The organism is Sphingobacterium psychroaquaticum (assembly GCF_900177625.1).
Lineage (GTDB): Bacteria > Bacteroidota > Bacteroidia > Sphingobacteriales > Sphingobacteriaceae > Sphingobacterium > Sphingobacterium psychroaquaticum.
This window is the reverse complement of the sequence record NZ_FXAU01000003.1, coordinates 61,727-81,026: the sequence shown is the minus strand read 5'-3', so window position 1 is coordinate 81,026 and position 19,300 is coordinate 61,727. Positions and strand designations below refer to the sequence as shown.

The 19,300-nt window shown below is 41.5% G+C and carries 17 protein-coding genes; 13 read left to right on the top strand and 4 right to left on the bottom strand.

Annotation, left to right across the window (positions count from 1 at the left end; translation table 11 throughout):
* Window positions 1–51: 51 nt before the first annotated feature.
* The 9 genes from B9Y69_RS08775 (at window position 52) to B9Y69_RS08735 (ending at window position 11,894) form a co-directional block, all read left to right on the top strand.
* Window positions 52–642, top strand: a complete 591-nt coding sequence (locus tag B9Y69_RS08775) for a hypothetical protein (RefSeq protein ID WP_085472581.1) — start codon at window positions 52–54, stop codon at window positions 640–642.
* 76 nt (window positions 643–718) lie between these two features.
* Window positions 719–1,660 (top strand): DUF5018 domain-containing protein, encoded by a 942-nt coding sequence (locus B9Y69_RS08770; RefSeq protein WP_085472580.1) that lies wholly within the window; start codon window positions 719–721, stop codon window positions 1,658–1,660.
* Window positions 1,661–1,666: 6 nt separating this feature from the next.
* Window positions 1,667–2,779, top strand: coding sequence for a cytochrome-c peroxidase (locus B9Y69_RS08765; RefSeq protein WP_085472579.1), 1,113 nt, complete (start codon window positions 1,667–1,669; stop codon window positions 2,777–2,779).
* A 193-nt stretch (window positions 2,780–2,972) separates the two neighbouring features.
* Window positions 2,973–3,260 (top strand): hypothetical protein, encoded by a 288-nt coding sequence (locus B9Y69_RS08760; protein WP_085472578.1) that lies wholly within the window; start codon window positions 2,973–2,975, stop codon window positions 3,258–3,260.
* Between the two features lie 122 nt (window positions 3,261–3,382).
* Window positions 3,383–3,949 carry a biliverdin-producing heme oxygenase gene (locus tag B9Y69_RS08755; protein ID WP_085472577.1) on the top strand — a complete coding sequence of 189 codons (567 nt, stop codon included), beginning with the start codon at window positions 3,383–3,385 and terminating at the stop codon, window positions 3,947–3,949.
* 224 nt (window positions 3,950–4,173) lie between these two features.
* On the top strand, window positions 4,174–5,421 hold the full coding sequence (locus B9Y69_RS19330) for a GNAT family N-acetyltransferase (RefSeq protein ID WP_085472576.1): 1,248 nt from the start codon (window positions 4,174–4,176) through the stop codon (window positions 5,419–5,421).
* 354 nt (window positions 5,422–5,775) lie between these two features.
* On the top strand, window positions 5,776–8,874 hold the full coding sequence (locus B9Y69_RS08745; protein ID WP_085472575.1) for a SusC/RagA family TonB-linked outer membrane protein: 3,099 nt from the start codon (window positions 5,776–5,778) through the stop codon (window positions 8,872–8,874).
* A 65-nt stretch (window positions 8,875–8,939) separates the two neighbouring features.
* On the top strand, window positions 8,940–10,436 hold the full coding sequence (locus B9Y69_RS08740) for a RagB/SusD family nutrient uptake outer membrane protein (protein ID WP_085472574.1): 1,497 nt from the start codon (window positions 8,940–8,942) through the stop codon (window positions 10,434–10,436).
* A gap of 150 nt (window positions 10,437–10,586) precedes the next feature.
* Complete coding sequence (locus tag B9Y69_RS08735; protein ID WP_085472573.1) at window positions 10,587–11,894, top strand: sensor histidine kinase; 1,308 nt, start codon at window positions 10,587–10,589, stop codon at window positions 11,892–11,894.
* Window positions 11,895–11,931: 37 nt separating this feature from the next.
* On the opposite strand, the gene B9Y69_RS08730 is transcribed toward B9Y69_RS08735, so the two are convergent.
* Window positions 11,932–12,756: a mechanosensitive ion channel family protein gene (locus B9Y69_RS08730; protein WP_085472572.1), complete on the bottom strand. Its 825-nt coding sequence runs from the start codon at window positions 12,754–12,756 to the stop codon at window positions 11,932–11,934.
* A gap of 79 nt (window positions 12,757–12,835) precedes the next feature.
* On the opposite strand from B9Y69_RS08730, the gene B9Y69_RS08725 reads away from it, so the two are divergent.
* A complete protein-coding gene (locus B9Y69_RS08725; protein WP_234991176.1) occupies window positions 12,836–14,008 on the top strand; it encodes a cysteine desulfurase family protein in 1,173 nt (390 codons plus the stop codon).
* A gap of 9 nt (window positions 14,009–14,017) precedes the next feature.
* Here the strand turns inward: B9Y69_RS08725 and trxA are convergent, their stop codons facing one another.
* From trxA to B9Y69_RS08710, 3 genes are read right to left on the bottom strand one after another with little or no spacing between them, the layout of a single operon-like run.
* The gene (gene trxA / locus B9Y69_RS08720; protein WP_085472571.1) at window positions 14,018–14,314 is read right to left on the bottom strand and encodes a thioredoxin; all 297 of its coding nucleotides are present in this window, start codon (window positions 14,312–14,314) and stop codon (window positions 14,018–14,020) included.
* A gap of 31 nt (window positions 14,315–14,345) precedes the next feature.
* Window positions 14,346–15,197 (bottom strand): glycoside hydrolase family 25 protein, encoded by an 852-nt coding sequence (locus B9Y69_RS08715; RefSeq protein ID WP_085472570.1) that lies wholly within the window; start codon window positions 15,195–15,197, stop codon window positions 14,346–14,348.
* A gap of 31 nt (window positions 15,198–15,228) precedes the next feature.
* Complete coding sequence (locus B9Y69_RS08710) at window positions 15,229–16,578, bottom strand: NfeD family protein (RefSeq protein WP_085472569.1); 1,350 nt, start codon at window positions 16,576–16,578, stop codon at window positions 15,229–15,231.
* Between the two features lie 33 nt (window positions 16,579–16,611).
* On the opposite strand from B9Y69_RS08710, the gene B9Y69_RS08705 reads away from it, so the two are divergent.
* From B9Y69_RS08705 to B9Y69_RS08695, 3 genes are read left to right on the top strand one after another with little or no spacing between them, the layout of a single operon-like run.
* Window positions 16,612–17,364 (top strand): hypothetical protein, encoded by a 753-nt coding sequence (locus B9Y69_RS08705; RefSeq protein ID WP_144036535.1) that lies wholly within the window; start codon window positions 16,612–16,614, stop codon window positions 17,362–17,364.
* Window positions 17,365–17,374: 10 nt separating this feature from the next.
* Window positions 17,375–18,322: a DPBB and LysM peptidoglycan-binding domain-containing protein gene (locus B9Y69_RS08700; RefSeq protein WP_234991174.1), complete on the top strand. Its 948-nt coding sequence runs from the start codon at window positions 17,375–17,377 to the stop codon at window positions 18,320–18,322.
* A gap of 16 nt (window positions 18,323–18,338) precedes the next feature.
* Complete coding sequence (locus B9Y69_RS08695; protein WP_394346507.1) at window positions 18,339–18,983, top strand: uridine kinase family protein; 645 nt, start codon at window positions 18,339–18,341, stop codon at window positions 18,981–18,983.
* The last annotated feature ends 317 nt before the right edge of the window (window positions 18,984–19,300 follow it).

Sequence of the window (19,300 nt, the reverse complement as noted above, 5' to 3'; positions counted from 1 at the left end):
CCACAACAAGAGGGATGTCATATATTTTTAGTTCACTTTAAAAAAATCAAGATGAAAAGAAATCAATTTTTCCAAAAAGCACTAGCTATTACAGCTGTAGCAGTATTTACACTCTCTTTTAACACAAAATCTGAAGCAAACGGCCTACGTCCGGATCAACCTGTTACTGTAGCCGCTATTCCATGTGGTTACGAATATGCCGTTGTTGGTAACCCAGGAAGCCCTTCTAGTCCAGCAAGTTTTGGTGATGTATATGTAACCTTAGGAACATCTTCCGCATCGCAAAGCAGCACGGCTTCATCGGCAGCGCAACTTGTGTTTACAAGTCGTGTTAACTCTTTCGTTATCAACAACACTAATTTTGAATTAAAAAAATTAGAAGGCGTTGATATCTGTGATGTAACAGCGTCGGATTGGAATGATGCAGCTGCAACAACAATAACCTCACCTGCGGGTAACAACGTTTGGTATACCTACGTAAGCCAAGTAGCAACACCAATCCCAGGCGTGGTTTTATTGGTTCGTAACAACTTTTCTGGCGATACTTGGGCCTTTACATTGGAGTCTGCAACAGCAGCAACTATTTCTACTTCACCGTTGACAATCCAAGGAACAAATACGATCAACGTACGTAAACTGTAATCTGAATACCATCTATTGATATACCTTCCAAAAGAAACATGGTGAGACCTTTTGGAAGGTTCTTAAAAAAAATAAAATGAACTTAAACGCTATATTCCAATTATTGAAATCGACAGCACTTTACTTATCGTTGATCGCGACACTGGTGTCCTGTAAAAAAGAACAGCCTGATCTTCCGTATAATGACATAGAGACCTTTACGATTGAAGATGCAAATGGAAAGCCTTTACAAGGTGTCATCAAGGGAGAAGATATCATTATATACTGGACGCCACTCATGGAGGATCCGGAATCCATCACGCCTACGATACGGGTATCAGAGAATGCCTCTATTAGTCCAGCCTCAGGTACTGCCGTTGCATATAGTGAAGAGACAAAATATACAGTCACGGCTCAGGATGGCAGCAAGAAAACGTATACCCTACGGCCTCAGACGGGACAACCCGTTCCGTACATTACCTCGAATGCGACTGCTTTTAATTTCAACACCGTCTTAGCTATAGGTGGCGATTTTTTTATTCCGAACACGGATAAAACAAAAGTTTACCTGGTACAAAACAATAAAGAGACGGCACTGACGGATATTCGGTCATTAACCAACTCATCCATCCAAGTCTTTGTTCCGCTAACACTGGACATCGACACAGGTAAATACCACGTGAAGGTTGTTACAGGTAAACGCGTCGTCACCAATGGCCCTTATACCCTACTTAAACCTCGCTTTTCTGATATGATCGAATATGCGACTGTCGCAAAAACAGTAACCCCCGGTGGTGTACTGACCCTGGACCTAAAAAGTGAAAAAGGTGCTGGTTATTATAAAAATGATCAATACGAAGTTCGTGTAGAATATCCCGGGCAGCCGCTAAAAATTTGGCCAGGAATTATTCAAATAGAAGGCACCAAACTACAGGTTAAGGTTCCGTCAAATGCAGAAAAGGGAATGGTATATATCAGTATTTATGACACGAAAACAACAATGTCCGTATACGGCGCCATACCAATTACCATCGAATAAAGACGAATGAGAAAAACAACCTTGTTGTATGGTTTCATAGCGGCTTTATGCTGGAACGCCTGTGGTAAATCAACCCATGAACCTTCCCCCAAGGAGCCGCCAGTCGTGGACAGCCGTAGTCTTAGGGAACAGTATAGCAGCAGCTGGGATCAGTGGCCTAAGGCAGAATGGTACGACGGTGTCACCGCTAAGGAATTAGCCGCATTACCTGACAATCCTTCGGTGGCAGATCCTGCGCTCATTACATTGGGCAAAGCTTTGTTCTTTGATAATCGTTTAGGGAACGGTGGTAACAGCTGTGCATCGTGCCATAATCCGGAGACCTATTGGCACGATCAAAAGAAAGTTGCTACAGGTATTGGCACCCACCATCGCAATACACCAACGATGGAAAACGTATGGTATCTAGCCGGCAACCTATTTCACGACGGCCGTGCCACCACATATATGGACCAAATAGCAGAAGCCATTGAGTCTCCGATTGAAATGGGTGGGAATTTGGAAACACTCCCTTGGGCATTACAGCAAATTAAGGGATATACGCCATTATTTACACAAGCGTATGGGGATGCCCATATCACAAAGGAGCGTATCTTGGAAGCGATAGCCACCTTTTCAAAAACCATTTCCAGCGAGGCGACTCCCTTTGATGCTTTTATACAGGGACAATATAGCGCCTTAAATGACCAGCAATTGTCCGGATTGCACCTTTTCCGTACCAAAGGAAAATGTATCAATTGTCACAACGGTCCATTTTTTACCGATTTGCAATACCACAATTTGGGGTATGCAGTAGACTGGGATGGCAAATTAGATCATGGTCGTTATGAAGCAACCAAACAAGAGACAGATCGTGGAAAATTTCGAACACCAGGTCTACGAAATATAGCGAACACTGCACCATACTGGCATAATGGTGAAATAGCAACCTTACATGAGGTTATTGATTTACTAAATCGCGGTATGCCACATACAGGAAGACAGAAAGTCAATGGAAAACTATCCGAACTCGTTCGCCCGCTTCAGCTGACCGCAGCAGAACAGCAAGCGATTATAGCCTTCTTACAGGCACTGAGTAGTGACGTTCCCCAGATGGAGAAACCTGTTCTTCCAGAATAGCTTGTAAAAAAGCCTCTCCGAGATGAATCGAAGAGGCCACTTCTCTCTTTTCGTTAAGTAACCAGAAGAGAGATGTCATTATTTTAGTTCAAGGGCAAAGTTAAACATATGTTAAGCAGCTTCCCACATTAAAAGTGTTAAATCGTAAAAAAGTAAAGTCAGCGGGATATTCAGATGATAAACTAACGTGCATATGATGAGCATAGACCAGGGTAATAACAGTAGACTGCAGCAATGGATAGCCTTGCTACAAGCAAAAGGACATGTTGCCAGCAAAAGGCGCATACTAATCATGCAGGCTTTGTACCAGAAGAAAAAAATAGAAGACATGGAATTTTTTTGGTTGGAACTACGTCAGGAACATCATATATCCTGGGCCACATTCTACAGCTTTGTACGCCTCGCCCTAAAAGAACAATGGCTACGTAAGACTTTTGATCAGGAAAACACGGTTACCTATTTGTTGCATATTGATGGATAAGAAGGTATGTAAAAAGCTGACAAAAATCACTTTTCATATATTTTTGAGCAAATAGCAGCATACAAGACAAGCAATAAATACGAATCTTTGTATAGAATCGTTTTAAATAAAAACAAAGAAATATGTTACATCAAAATATTAAAGACAATACAACTGCTGCTCACCAGAAGCTGGAAGGAACGGTAGTAAGACAATTAAAAGCTATCCGCTCCAATACTGATTACGCAGATGTCCTAAAAAACTTCTACGTTTACTTCAATACGGTAGAACAAGCGATCGCTCCTTTCATTACCCCAGAAGTATTGCCTGATTATAGCGAACGTCGTAACTCCAGTCACATCAAACAAGATATCATTGAGCTAGGTGGTTCGGTAGAGAATCTTCCTACAGTAGCTGTACCGACCATAACCAATGCATTGGAAGCACTATCGGCTTTGTATGTTTTGGAAGGTTCCATTATGGGCGGACCATATATCGTGCAAATGTTGAATAAATACGGTATTACCGCAGGTACAAATTTCTTCTCTGGTTACGGTGAAGATACAGGCAAAATGTGGGACGCCTTTACCGCAACGTTGAACAAATATGGCGAAGACGAGAGCACGCATGAAAAAGCAGTCGCGATTGCAAACGAAACTTTTTCTAAATTTGGTGATGTCTTCACAGCTGAAGTAGCTGAAAAAGCATAATCATATACATGAAAGAAAATTCTAAAACATGGTTAAAACGCGCCGGTCTCGGCGCGTTTCTTTTCTTCCTTGCCAAAGGTCTGGTTTGGTTGGCTATATTTTTCTTTGCCGCCAAGTCCTGCAGTTAAGTTCCGCACACGCGTTTTTTTCTGCTTCGCTATATTCGATACTTTTTCTATTTTTATAAACAATGATGACCATATTGGTTATTTAATGATAGAAAAATGTATATCCTAAAACGAACTACGGCTACAGATTCTGATTTTGAAATGCTGATACAACAGCTCGATGCAGATTTAGCTGTCCGCAATGGTGAAGAACAGGCTTTCTTCTCTCAATTCAATCACCTAAACAACATCAAGCATGTCATCGTTGCATACCAGGACAATAAACCGATTGGTTGTGGTGCAATAAAAACCTACGATGCGGATACGATGGAGGTCAAGCGGATGTTCATTATACCAGAAATGCGTAGACAAGGTATTGGTCTGCAGCTTTTGATGGAACTCGAAAAGTGGACTTCCGAACTCGGTTATGCGTACACTCAATTAGAAACAGGAACGATGCAACCTGAAGCAATTCGCCTCTACGAAAAAAATGGATATACGCGTATCCCGAACTACGACCAATATGTTGGTATCGAAAATAGTGTGTGCTTTAAAAAGAAAATGATGAAAACAAACCCAGATTATTTACAAGTAAATAAAGAATCGTGGAACAAGCGCACCGCTGTCCATATCGATTCGGATTTCTATAATCAAGCAGCTTTTTTACAGGGAGAAACATCCCTGAACAATGTAGAGCTAGAGTTATTAGGCGATATTAAAGGCAAGAAAATTCTACACCTACAATGTCACTTTGGTCAAGACACTATTTCTTTGGCTCGTTTAGGTGCACAGGTAACCGGTGTTGACCTATCTGATAAAGCTGTAGAGGTAGCAACAGAATTGGCCACCAAAACAGGGGCTGATGCCACCTTCATTGCCTCCGACGTCTATGAACTTCCGAACGTACTGAACGCACAATTTGATATCGTTTTTACCAGTTACGGCACCATTGGATGGTTACCCGACCTGGATAAATGGGCTAAGGTAATTTCAACATTCCTAAAACCACAAGGCAGGCTCGTTTTTGTCGAATTTCATCCTGTTGTATGGATGTTTGATGACGATTTTCAAAAGGTAGGATACAACTACTTTAAAGACGAACCCATTATAGAGACAACAGAGGGAACCTATGCCGATCGTGAAGCAGACCTCCAGGTAACCTCCGTCACGTGGAATCATAGTTTATCGGAAGTCATGACGAGCTTATTACAAAACGGGCTGTCAATCGCTTCCTTTTCGGAGTACGATTATTCACCTTACAATTGTTTTAATCACACCATTCAGATTGAAGAGAAAAAATTTCGCATCAAACATCTAGGCAACAACATCCCAATGTTATATGCGTTAGAGGCTGTTAAGCGTTAATTTTAAGGCAGTTCACCTTTCTAGGGTCTCCATACTTTTGGACACTGGTCAATTAACACCAGTGTCCTTAATCTTCCATCTCTCCTCTTCTCACGTCGATTTTCCACCTGCGCTTAGTCCCAATTTGCACGATCAAGAACCATTGATAAAATAGGAATAAAAAATATTTCAAAAAAAAGACTACTAATTCAATAGAATATACATACTTTTGTTCCCATTCGAGAACGAACGATATATCTTACCCTCTTGAAATTGGTACATCTGCCATACATGCTGAAAAAATCCGGAAGATTTCAACATAAAGAGCAGCAAGTACAAGCGTCACAGGTTATTCATTAAAATGCTACAACATTTATGCGTAAAATTATTACCTCTTTATTTCCCGTGCTGCTCCTATTGATAACTACCAATAGCGCATTGGCACAACAACGCGTTATCCAAGGTACGGTTATCGATGCCAGCAGTCAAAAGCCCCTTGCCGGTGTAAATGTCCAAATCACAGGACAGCGCCAAAGCGCGGTCACTTCCACTGATGGTACCTACCGTGTTACCACAGATCTTAGCAACGGAACGCTAGAATTCTCCTACATAGGTTATGAAACAGCACGTATTCCCTTATCCTCAACCAATTTCGACATTGGTTTAAACATTGCCAGCAAGGACTTGGGCGAAGTCGTGGTGGTGGCTTACGGAACATCACGTAAGGACAACATCACAGGTTCCATCAGCACCATCAACAACAAACAAATAGAAAACCGACAAGTATCCAGTATTTCTAAAGCACTTGAAGGACAAGTTCCCGGTTTGCAATCCGTTTCGGCTTCAGGACAACCCGGTACAGATGCAACCATCCGTATTCGCGGAATTGGTTCAATCAATGCTTCGGCAGCCCCCTTGTATGTCGTGGATGGTAGCCCTTATGCGGGTGACATCAACGCTTTAAATCCAAACGATATTCAGTCTATCAGTGTGCTGAAAGATGCTGCTGCGAGCGTACTTTATGGTTCCCGTGGTGCCAATGGTGTGATTATAATCACCACCAAAAATGGTCGATCGGGCGAGAAAACGGCCATCAACCTGAACTTTACCCAAGGCGCAACCAACCGTGCTGTTCGCGATTACGATCAGGTATCGACAGACGATTATTTTAAACTCTATTGGCAGGCATTACGCAATAAAAACGTCGCAAATGGGCTTACCCCCGAAAATGCAGCCCGTAATGCAAGTGCTACTATCGTCACGGATCTGGGAATCAACCCTTATGGAGCAGCCTTTCCACAACCGATTGGAACAGATGGCCAACTTGTCGCTGGAGCCACACCACTGTGGAACGACAACTGGTCGGATGTGCTCCAACGCACGGGAAGTCGTACGCAGGGCGACTTGAGTTTTAGTGGTGGAACCGATAAAAACACCTATTTTATCTCAGGTGGTTACCTTAATGACCAAGGAATTGCCATAGAGTCTTCATTTAAGCGCTACAATGTACGTGCAAATATTGATGCTAAAGTGCGGTCCTGGTTAAACACTGGAATCAGTATTGCCGGAAGCAGCACCCAACAAAAGTACCCGCAATCGGAAGATAGTAATACCGCGAACATCATTAATTTCACCCGTTTAGTACCTTCTTTCTATCCTTACTATAAAAGAAAACCAGACGGCAGCTATGAATTGGACGAAAACAACGAAAAGATCTATGATTTTGGCGCCTACCGTCCGAGTGCCGCTATTCCACGTAATAACCTAGCAGCGTCTCTTCCGCTAGACAAGAACGATATAAATCGCGAAAATCTAGCATTACGCACCTACCTTGAAGGTGTAATAACAGAAAATCTTAAGTTTAGATCGACGTATAGCGTAGATTACATCAATAGTAATACGCACTATTATACCAACCCGAGCGTCGGTGGTGGTGCATCATACTTAGGATCAGTAAGCAAATCCAATGTTCGCACCGTTGCCCAAACATGGAATAACATTCTAACATACGACAAACAAATAGGTGATCATCATATCAATATCTTAGGCGGACAAGAATACTATGATTTTAATAGCGCCAATATCAGTGGCAGTCGCGAACGCTTCGTGCTGCCTGGATTGTATGAACCCGTAGCCGCATCACAATTAAATTCCTTTACAGGATCTAGTTCCAATTATCGTCTATTGAGTTTCTTAGGCCGTGCGGAGTATGGCTATGCAAACCGCTATTTACTTTCGGCTTCTTTACGTACCGATGGATCATCTCGTTTTGCTCCAGAAACAAGATGGGGAACTTTTTGGTCTGTTGGTGGTTCGTGGAAACTGGCAGAAGAACCTTTTATCAAAAACAGTAATATATTCAATCAATTGACCCTTCGCGCCAGTTATGGTGGTCAAGGAAACGATAACCTAGGTACTTATTTCGCTTACCAAGGTCTCTATACCATCGCTAATAGCTTGGGCCAAGGTGGGACATTAACAAGCAGACTTCCAACCCCTGAACTCAAATGGGAAACGAATCTAAATTTCAATGCAGGATTAGATGTTGCGATATTAAAAAATAGACTTGCCTTCTCTGTTGAATTTTTCAATAGACAAAGTAAAGATCTACTGTTCACTATGCCCATGGCATTGTCTACAGGCTATTCCGGTTACGATGCCAACATAGGGTCCATGAAAAATACCGGAATCGATGTCGATATCCGTACCATTCCTATTCGCAAAGGAGATTTTAGATGGAATCTTGACCTCAACTTCTCCCATTACCGCAATAAAATCACGGAACTTCCTACCAAAGAAAATATTACAAGCGGGAACAAACTACTGCGTGTTGGGGGATCAATCTATGACTTCAATATACCAGAATGGGCGGGTGTAAATCCTGAAAATGGAAACCCACAATGGTACCTTGCCGATGCGAATGGAAATAAAACGGATCAAAAAACATCCGAATATGGGAAAGCTGGATTATTTATACAAGGCAGTTCCATTCCTGATCTTGTCGGTGGTATCAACAACACCATTACCTACAAAGGTTTTGATTTCTCGGCCTTATTAAGCTTTAGTATTGGTGGAAAAGTGCTGGATAACGATTATATCCAATTAATGCATAATGGCAGCAATATCGGCCGCGCCTGGAGCAAAGAGATATTAAACCATTGGACCCCAGAAAATACGATCACAGATGTACCTCGCTTAACAACGGACAATCTCAACTGGACTTCTGCATCTTCGCGCTTTCTATATAGTGCGACCTACGCGCGATTGAAAAACATAAATATTGGTTACACGCTGCCCGAGCAAACAAGTAATCGGATTGGCATCCGGAAATTACGTGTATTTGCCTTAGCAGAAAACGTACTCACTTTTTATGGACATCAGGGTATGGATCCTGAACAAACAATCAATGGGGCTACGTACTTCCGTTATCCTGCGATCCGAACCGTATCTGGTGGTATTCAATTGGCGTTTTAAGAAGATAGAAAACACGCGAAATGGCTAGTCCCTGCACTAACGTTTCATTATTAAGGAGAAAGATTATGTACAACAAAATAAGAAATATTTCACTTATCCTGACCACGATCTTATTACTTGGATCATGTAAGGATGTTCTAGATACGGAGCCTACGACCGCTATTCCAGAATCAGAGATCTACAAAAACACAGCCAATATCCAGACGGTAATCAATGGCACGTGGCGCTATCTAAACGATACGTATTTCACGTTTGCCAACCCGGGATACTCCGCCTTTATGCGGACCAGTGATGCAATGGGAAATGATGTGGCTGTTACCACCAAATATGGCTACCGCGACCCGTATGCATTTACGGAACTCTACAATCCGGCCGCCTATAGAGTACGTTCGTTTTGGACACTACTCTACAAGGTGATTGACAATGCAAACAATGTGATCGCCAAAGTTGATGCTGCTGAAGGGACACAAGAGAGCAAGGATATTCTAAAGGGGCAAGCAAAGACACTGCGTGCTTTTGCCTACTTGAATTTAGGTTCATTTTATCAGTTTAGCTATCTGAAGGATAAAAAAGCTTTGGTTGCTCCTATCTATACCGAGCCAAGTACAACATCCACCAAAGGAAACCCTCGCGCAACACTGGAAGAGTTGTACAACCTTGTCATCAGCGACTTAAGTGACGCATCGACATTGCTCGCCAGTTACAACCGCCCAGCGGCTGAAAAGTACAAAATCAATAAACCTGTCGCTCAGGGATTATTGGCACGCGCTTACCTCCAGACAGGCGCGTGGGATCTGGCAGCAAAAGCTGCTGAAGCAGCTTCCGCAGGCTTTCCTCTCATGACAACGGCCGCTTACCAGGAAGGTTTTAACGATTTACAAAATACAGAGTGGATCTGGGGACACCTCCAAACGAATGAACAAAGTACGGCAAGTTACACTTTTCATTACCTTGATGTGTCTTCCGAAGGCTCCTATTACTACAGCTTTATGGCGGACCCATTTTTTAAAGAACTCTTTGATCAAAATGATATACGATACAAGCTGTTCGAATGGGATGGGGAAACGGGTAGAGAAGGCTTTTTACGTTATAAAAAATTTAAGTTCAAACCCAACTTAATTGGTGATATTGTATATATGCGTTCTGCCGAAATGCTTCTTATTCAAGCGGAATCATTTGCACGAGAGGGAAAAACTGATGAAGCTATCAGTGCACTAAACAAGCTGCGGAGCGCACGTAACGCTACCCTATACACAACGACGCAGAACAAAGATTTATTGAGTGAGATCCTTATCGAACGACGTAAAGAGCTCTGGGGAGAAGGTTTTGCCCTTTCCGATATCATTCGAAATCAGAAATCCGTGGAGCGCAAGGCTTATATCGATAACCAAGGCTCGCCAATCAAAGTAACGGTAACTACGCCAACAGGAGCAACAAAAATTGTTAACGGTCAAGGACACCGGGTCATCAAGTTTCCAGATGGCACCAACTTTACAGCAAATAGTAGATACTATCTCTTTGCCATACCACAAGAAGAAGGACAACAGAACCCGAACCTGTAACCTGAACTTTTATAGACAGAACGGCCTAAGCATGAGAATATACTTCATACTGCTTAGGTCGTTTTTGTTAGCTCTCCTTTCTCTGTTTTTAAGTCTGACACTTTCAGAAAAATAGCGTAATTTTAATGCCAGATAAATTTCTTCCAATTCTTGTTAAACAAACATAAACTACAGCGTATTATTCGCAAGCTTCGGGCATATTGGAATACCGTAGAAAGTACAGGTATACATACGGATATGTCGTATATGGAAATGCGAAAAACTAAGATGCTCAACCAGGTGGCCCTTGTTTGTATTCCCCTTACGTTGTTTTTTTCTTGTGCCAATTGGATGGAAGGGCGCTATCTGCTTTCGGTAATCAACTATGCAAATTTTATTACCTCTGCGTCCATTTTTCTTTTCCACGCCTATCGTAAATATACCACAGCGCGCTTTGTGTTGCTATGTTTCAACTCCTTATTTTTTTGGTTAGGCGCCTACTTTTTTCACAATGGTGCAGAATATTTTCTCTTAAGTTCCTTGATTATAGCCATGTTAATATTCGAGGATCGATGGATTCAGATTACTTCTAGCGCCATCATCATATTGGCAATGATGATTATTATTTTTATGCCACAACCAATACCATTGGAAGCTAGGATTCCAGCAGATAGACTCGCTTTTAATTTTATCGGCTCTCTCGTTTTTATTGTTTTTGCAATTGCTGTCTTCAAGGATATACAATTTAGTTACCAGCAAGAAATAGAAACACAACGGAAGAAGTTGGAAGAAATGAACCGTAACATGGAGCGGTTATTTTCCATTATTGCGCACGATATCAGAAGCCCGATCTCAAGCACGCAGACCATGCTTACTTTATTTCAAAACCAGCTTATCTCTGCTGAAAAAGTTAACGAAACCATATCCTCCATTAATAATCGGTTAACCCAGCTGGATGAGACACTCGACAACCTCCTTAAATGGAGTATTCGAAATATGGATGGTCTACAAACAAAACCAACCGCATTACAACTGGAGGAAGCACTAAACAAAGTGTATCAATTTCTTGAGCCACAAGCATTTGAAAAGAAAATAAATCTAATAAAGAACATTGACCCTTCGGCAATCATCTATGTCGATTATGATCAATTTTTGGTTATTTTACGTAATATATTAAGCAATGCGATCAAATTCAGCTTCCTTGACGGGAATGTATCTAGTATAGGTATAGTCAAAGGAGGCTATGTAAAGCTGACCATTCGAGATCAAGGGGTGGGTATTCCGGCACAGAAAATTGCACAATTATTCAATTCCATCCAAACGCCATCCTTTGGAACAGAAGGAGAACGCGGAAGTGGGCTTGGGTTATTACTATGTCATGAGCTCTTGCGTAAAAATGGAGGTGAAATGCATATTGAAAGTGCACCAGAAATGGGCACGACAGTCGTAATGTCCTTTCCTCTATCCCATCGCGTATAAAGATCTGCCGATCCCCACAGCAGGTCAACACTTTTTGTCAATCCACTGGAATTACGCGAATACTCTTTTTGGGTAAAGGTATATTTTGGTTTTCAAAAACCACTTTCACTTTCTCGGCAATTTCGCCCCGAAAGCGTAAAAAACCCTGATGAGAAACCCACGCCCGAATAACGACTTGCATCCCGGAATCATTTAAGTCTCCCACATGAAACGTCGGTGCTGGGGTAGTTTGCACATTCGGATCCGCCGTTAAAATAGCCAATACCTGCTCTCGAGCCTGCTGAATATTCGTGTCATATGAAACATGGACCGCAAACTGCATCCGACGATAACCGGTACTCATATTTCGGATCACCGAATTAGCAAGCGAACCGTTAGGACTATAAATCTTTACCCCATCATCATCTACCAATGTGGTGTATAAAAGGTCAATATTTTCAACTGTACCTGTCGAACCGTTCGCGCTTTCTATTTCATCCCCGACATCGAAGGGACGAAACAATAAAATCAATACACCGCCAGCAAAATTCGATAAACTTCCTTGTAGAGCCAAGCCCACCGCTAAGCCAAATGCGGAAAGAACAGCAATAAACGAAGTGGTCTGGATGCCCATTGTATTGGCTACCGTAAGCAGTAAGAGAACATACAGCACAAACTTTATAAGACTTTCTGCAAAGCTTCGTATGGATAAATCTACATTCCTCCGCTCAAAACGTCGTCGAATTAAACGGATAAAAAAACGAATAACATAAATCCCAACAAGGAGTAATACAAACCCAACAGCAATACTCGGTAATTTCTGTACGACGACATCAATCATCTTACTCACGTTACTTTCTATCTTATTTAAACTATCTTCCATTTCAAGAAATTTATTTTATAAATATAACAAATAATTAATTTCAAAAGCACGGATGCAAGATTTTAAATATCTTTAAGGCATGGAGCTGATTTACCTAGATAATAACGCTACGACCAAGATCGACGATCAGGTTTTCGAGGCTATGCTACCTTTTCTCCGGGAAAGCTATGGGAATGCATCCAGCATCCAACATCAGTTAGGCCGGGCGTCACAAACTGCAGTAGAACATGCACGGAGCCAAGTCGCGACGTGTCTCGGGGCAACAGAAAAAGAAATTATCTTTACAAGCGGAGCAACGGAAAGTATAAATATGGTCTTACGGGGCATTACTTCTGCTTACAAAGGAAAAGGGAATCATATTATCACCTGCAAAACAGAGCATAAAGCGGTTCTAACGACCTGCAGACTTTTAGAAAAAAAAGGTATAAAAATCACATACCTCCCTGTTAATGACCAAGGAGAAATAGATTTAGATAACTTAAAATCAGCGATACAGTCGGATACTATTTTGGTTTGTTTAATGGCCGCGAATAATGAAACGGGCGTCTTACATCCGATTTCGGATATAGCAAAAATCTGTCAGGAAAGAGATACCTTATTTTTCTGCGACGCAACACAGTTGATTGGTAAAAGTGAAATCAATCTTACAAAGATTCCTATTGATATCCTCGCTTTAAGCGGACATAAAATACATGGTCCCAAAGGTGTTGGAGCACTTTATATCAGAAGAAAACGAAAACCGATCCAAGTGCCGGCCCTGATTTCTGGTGGTGGACAAGAAAATGACCTGCGCGGTGGCACGCTACATGTTTCAGGCATCGTAGGGCTTGGTAAAGCAATGGAGATTGCATCGTTCCCGCCGTACATCAGTCATTATCGGGATTACCTCGAACAACAACTGCTAGATCACATTCCGGCCATCATCATCCATGGCTCAGCGGCCCCGCGTTTAGGAAATACAAGCAGTATTACTTTTCGACATATCAAAGCAAGTGAAATCATGATTGCCATGCCTCAGCTGGCCTTATCTGCAGGTTCAGCATGTTCGGCAGGGTTGCGCGATCCATCACATGTACTTAAAGCGATGCACCTCCATGATGAAGATGCCTTTAGTACAATACGCATTAGCCTGAGTCGATATACAACGAAGCAAGAAATCGAAAAGACAGCACAACTGCTCATACAAGTTGTAGCCCAACTACGCGCAAACTCTCCGATATGGCAGCTGTACGAGCAAGGACTCATAACCTAACAAGCTGCACTACTTATGCGCTTCAACCACTGAAATCAGCTGTTGCAAATCGAGTACACCACTCTGACGCCATACCTGCTGTCCTTCTTTAAAGAGAATCATCGTTGGTACCCCCTGTACTTGATAACTCGACGCTAACGCATTGTTTTTATCGACATCAATCTTAACCACCGAAATAGCATCGCCATAATGATCCTTCAGATTTTTCAATATCGGAGCTAACACCTGACAGGGGCCACACCAAGTAGCCGAAAAATCCACCAATACCAGTGGATGTTTTTTTATAATATCACTAAAAGTTGCCATAAGGATTATCTTTGCGTTCTTTTTATCGCTTTTAATACGGAATCGTCAACCGCTCCAAATCTTCAATATCTCCGTTGAACATATTTAAATCAACATTCCCTTTGATACCATCTACAGCTCCCCGTTCAGAAAACTGCCAGAAGTCCCAATGCTTTTTGGGCCGATCGATCCAAAAATTATAATTAGCGATCCACAGCACGTAGTCCGAAAACTCCTTTTCTAAGAAATCTGTGAAATAACTGTCCCCCGAGTACAAGATAGGTTGTACACCATAATGTTGTTCCACTTCATCTAGCCACCGCTTCAGTCCCACCTTTAAGGAATCCATCGATTGCCGACGTGGTCGCTCCTCAATATCTAAAACAGGTGGAAGATCCCCTGGTTTTAGCTTTACTAACCTAATAAAATTTTTTGCTTGTTTTAATGAGTTTTCATTCGGTCTGAAATAATGATATGCACCGCGTAACTTCGTTCTGCTTGCGACTTCACTCCAATTTTCACGAAAGCGCTTATCTTTTGCCGATTCCCCCATTGATGCACGAACAAACACAAAGTCGACCGGTACAGCTCCATGTATCTTCAGCACTGCATCCCAATCAATATTTCCTTGATACTGCGAAATATCAATGCCATAGACTTTATCGTCATGCCGCTGCATTAAAGAAAGATTACGCTTATCATGCTCCGTAGCGGTGTGGCTATCGACTTTTTCCTCACCGTAAAACCAATTTTTGATTGCAAATCCCCAATCGGTACGCAGCATGATCAAACCTAATACCCCCGCCACAGCAATCGGTATCCCGATGCTAAAAATCAAATACCGCTTTCGTTCAGCCGCCTGAATAACAGGCTTCCCTTTTGTCACTTTTTTGGTCCTTGCCATTAAAGTGTGAAATTAGCAGATTTAATCGAAATTATATTGCTTTATCTTCCAATTTACGCACAAAGAGATTATAGTTTTCATGCTTCTCTACCGAAACAAGCTCACCTACATCGACGAAACCATCTAATGCAACGACATCGTACCAGCGTCCCTCAATTTCAACCTTTCCTGCAGGACGCAACACCGTACGAGCAACCCCTTGTTTACCAATCAAATCCACCATTTGCTGCGACGAGGTATACCCCACCTCGGCTTTTTGTTCATCTTCCAAAACCAATCTCTTGAACAGCGACGATTTCATCAAATTACGACCAAAGGCAACCATAAGTACCACAGCCCCTAGCATGGCACCAATCACAATTAAAAAAGAATTCATTAATAAACCGGGTCTAGTAAGTTTAAAATCTAAAAAATCATTATCGACCATCGAAAAGGCCAGTCCACACAAAACAAAAATAATTCCCAAAACACCGGCAACCCCAAACCCTGGAATCACAAAAATTTCCAAGGCCAATAATACCACACCGATTACAAAAATAGCGATCTCCCAATGATCAGCGAGCCCTTGAAGGTAAAGCGGAGCAAAGAATAAAGCACCGCAAAGCAGCGCAATAAATAAAGCAAAGCCAATCCCAGGTGTCTGTAACTCAAAATAAATTCCACCAATAATCCCTAATATCAAAAAACCACTGACCATGGGATTAATCAAAAAAGCGATTATACGATCAATCGTCGTAATTTTATGTTGTGATACTTCGCTTGGTTTAATTTCTGCTTTTGTATATAGATCTGTAATCGACGTTACTTCTGCATCGGCAACTCCTGCTTTTACGGCTTCACTCGTTGTCAAAGTCAGCAGTTTACCGTCAGGCTTTAGGGCCGGCACAGAGACCTCAGGATCAACAAAAGCCTCCGCAATATGAACATCGCGTCCCTTCGCTTCGGCCGTTGCACGCATCAATCCACGCATATACGATTGATATTTCTCCGGCATAATTTCTCCCTGTTGATTCACCACGCTGGCAGCACCTAGGCTTCCTCCCTTTTGCATATAAATTTTATCAGCAGCCAATGAAATTAAAGTCCCTGCTGAAGCAGCGTTATTATTCACGTATACTATCGTCTTCATATCAGCAGACAACAACCGAGTCCGAATGGAGTCCGCAAAATTTACTGCACCACCAAATGTATTCAGTTCCACCAGAAAAATTTTAGCCTTCGTTTCTTCGGCTTTTTTGTACGCTAAGTTAATCGTACGCCAAGCATTGGGCCCAATATCATCTTTCACATCTACTTTATACACGCGCTGCGCCATGCTCACCTGCATACAGGCTACCCATAGAAAAAGAAAAGCAAGAAAGGTTTTCGTAGATTTGTTCATACACTAAGTTAAGGACCGATTCATTTCGCTGTAATGACTAAATATACAACTTCTCTAGCATTTGTAGAAAGATTTCCGTTCGAAATATGGAAAATCGTGGTTGATCCCGATAGCCAACAATTTGCTGTAGAACTTCGCCATCCAGATAGTACCACACCAATCCTATACCGCTTAGACTTTACGGGAAGGATCAAACTGAATCACAAAGAGATAACCCCTAAAGAATGGACGTTAGATCATATCTATGGCGAACAGCTTATCTTGAAAAAAGTAGGTGAACAACAACCCGTAAAAGAAGGTATCTTGATCTTAGACCGTCTTGGAAATGAACGATTTTGCACCTATGAACATGTTTTGGTGGCCGTGGAAGATAATTACCTGATTATGCGGCACCGCAACTTTCAAACAGGTTTTGAAACCTACCTCAATCTAGATACGCTAGAAAAAGAACCAGCGAAAACCCCTCAGAAAAATAACGTCGGTCATGCTCCGCTCGTTTTACCTGTACCCTATTACGGCAATCGCCCATCTTACCTCGATCATGTTACAAAAGAAGAATTCATTTGGTTAAGTCGTCATGAAGACCACTATCTATGGAGCTACCACAGCAAAGGGAACGATGGTTATTCTTTAAACCTTTGCCTTGCAGACACATCCAAGATACTGTACGAACAATGTCTACTGAAAGATATGCCCAAGATGATTCCTCAACCTTATTTCCAAATTGGGAATCAACTTTTTTTATTGTCATATAATAAACAAGAAATTGTTTCGTATTTACTATAATTGTAATTGTATGAGAAAAAGAAATGTATGCTCAACATTGGTTAAGTTGAGTTTTATAGGACTCTTCTGTAGTCCTTTTATTACCTTGGCAAAAACAGCTCCTTTAGCTGATAAATATATGGTGGTAGCACCAGATTCAATTGGTACAGAAATTATTAATGACCAAATCTATATTATCCATAAAGTAGAATCCAAAGACACCTATTATGCCCTTGGGCGACGCTACAAAGCTCAGGTGAATGCGATAATGTCGGCAAATAACAAGAAAAATTTAAGACCTGGAGATACCGTAAAAATCCCTACGGGACGAAAAGGGGAAGCGCTAGCGGTTACCAAACCTGTCGTTAACACAACGAACACCCAAAAACAAAATAACACGAGCGTACAGACTCCAGATAATAATGAAATCCTTACAAGCTATAAAGTAGGTAAAAGTGAGACGCTATATGCGATTTCAAGACGTTTCAATACAACCGTTGATGAAATTAAAAAGCTGAATAACCTCACCAGTAATGCTGTTCGTGAAGGCCAGATGCTTAAAATTCCAAATGCAGATTTTCAACCACCGATAATTGAGGAACCTGTTGTTGCTGTAGAACCTGAGGAAATAGACACCCCCATCATAGAACAGCCTGGACGTGACTTAGGGTTTGAACCAAGCCGCTATGGTATTCGCGAGAAAAAAGAAAAAGGCATTGGCGTATGGATGGACAATTTAGAGACCAATGAGAAGAGTAATCTTGCCCTCCATAAAACTGCTCCAATTGGGACAATATTAAAAATAACCAACCCCATGACCAAAAGTGTTACGTACGCAAAGGTTGTTGGAAAATTTAATGACAACGCTGATAATCAAGATGCTATCGTTATTTTATCAAAATCTGCTGCATCTTATATTGGTGCTTTAGACAGAAGATTTTTGATAGAAATCGCCTATGGTGTACCTTTGCAAGAATAATCATAATTTTGCATTGATGAACAAACCATACGTTATTGGGATAGCAGGGAGTAGTGGCTCGGGAAAAACGTTCTTTCTCAAGAGTTTTTTAAATCACTTTCAGGAGGATCAAGTCACCTTAATTTCACAGGACGATTACTATATTCCAGCCAACACGAAAACCAGAGAGGAAAATAGGTTGTATAACTTTGATATCCCGACATCCATCAACCGAGCGGATTTCTACAAGGATATAAAGTCTCTCTTCAACGGCGAAACAATCTACAGGGAAGAGTATACGTTTAATAATCCAAATCTTAAGCCAAAGATATTGGAAATAAAACCAGCTCCTATCCTGATCGTGGAAGGCTTATTTATCTTTCATTACACGGAAATTAATGAAATTCTCGACTATCGTATCTTCTTAGCGGCAGATGAATCAGTGGCGTTAGAAAGAAGATTGCGTAGGGACCTTGTCGAACGTGGCTATGATCGAGATGATGTAATGTATAAATGGATCAACCATGTTGTTCCATCATATAATGAGTTTTTACTCCCTTTTAAAGAGCAATGTGATCTCGTTATTATTAATAATACCGATGACCCACAGATTATCGATGACGCAGCAAATAAAATATCACTCGAATTGAAAGCACAAAATTCGGACGTTAATATTATTTAAAAACAATCTAAATAACTATCTTTGTATCCGATGAAGGATGTGATAGTTAACACTTTAACAAGTGAACAAGATACAAATCCCTTCTTGACCGAACTCAGGAAGGGATTTTTTGCCAATACGGATACCGATTGCTGTATTTTTAAGAAGTGCTGTAAAAAGTATAAAAGAGGAAAACGTTGCAAAAAATGTCCTAATAGATAGATTCGATCCTCTCGTAGCGCACTCCCTCCTACGTTTTTCCAATTAGCAACTATGCTGTCGGTTCCCTAAATAAATTCAACAAGCTTTCAACTGCGTTCCACGTGCGGCAAAGGCGA

Coding starts and splice junctions, on each gene's coding strand:
- B9Y69_RS08775 (WP_085472581.1), top strand. CDS start 52: ATGAAAAGAAATCAATTTTTCCAAAAAGCACTAGCTATTACAGCTGTA.
- B9Y69_RS08770 (WP_085472580.1), top strand. CDS start 719: ATGAACTTAAACGCTATATTCCAATTATTGAAATCGACAGCACTTTAC.
- B9Y69_RS08765 (WP_085472579.1), top strand. CDS start 1,667: ATGAGAAAAACAACCTTGTTGTATGGTTTCATAGCGGCTTTATGCTGG.
- B9Y69_RS08760 (WP_085472578.1), top strand. CDS start 2,973: ATGATGAGCATAGACCAGGGTAATAACAGTAGACTGCAGCAATGGATA.
- B9Y69_RS08755 (WP_085472577.1), top strand. CDS start 3,383: ATGTTACATCAAAATATTAAAGACAATACAACTGCTGCTCACCAGAAG.
- B9Y69_RS19330 (WP_085472576.1), top strand. CDS start 4,174: ATGTATATCCTAAAACGAACTACGGCTACAGATTCTGATTTTGAAATG.
- B9Y69_RS08745 (WP_085472575.1), top strand. CDS start 5,776: ATGCGTAAAATTATTACCTCTTTATTTCCCGTGCTGCTCCTATTGATA.
- B9Y69_RS08740 (WP_085472574.1), top strand. CDS start 8,940: ATGTACAACAAAATAAGAAATATTTCACTTATCCTGACCACGATCTTA.
- B9Y69_RS08730 (WP_085472572.1), bottom strand. CDS start 12,756: ATGGAAGATAGTTTAAATAAGATAGAAAGTAACGTGAGTAAGATGATT.
- B9Y69_RS08725 (WP_234991176.1), top strand. CDS start 12,836: ATGGAGCTGATTTACCTAGATAATAACGCTACGACCAAGATCGACGAT.
- trxA (WP_085472571.1), bottom strand. CDS start 14,314: ATGGCAACTTTTAGTGATATTATAAAAAAACATCCACTGGTATTGGTG.
- B9Y69_RS08715 (WP_085472570.1), bottom strand. CDS start 15,197: ATGGCAAGGACCAAAAAAGTGACAAAAGGGAAGCCTGTTATTCAGGCG.
- B9Y69_RS08710 (WP_085472569.1), bottom strand. CDS start 16,578: ATGAACAAATCTACGAAAACCTTTCTTGCTTTTCTTTTTCTATGGGTA.
- B9Y69_RS08705 (WP_144036535.1), top strand. CDS start 16,612: ATGACTAAATATACAACTTCTCTAGCATTTGTAGAAAGATTTCCGTTC.
- B9Y69_RS08700 (WP_234991174.1), top strand. CDS start 17,375: ATGAGAAAAAGAAATGTATGCTCAACATTGGTTAAGTTGAGTTTTATA.
- B9Y69_RS08695 (WP_394346507.1), top strand. CDS start 18,339: ATGAACAAACCATACGTTATTGGGATAGCAGGGAGTAGTGGCTCGGGA.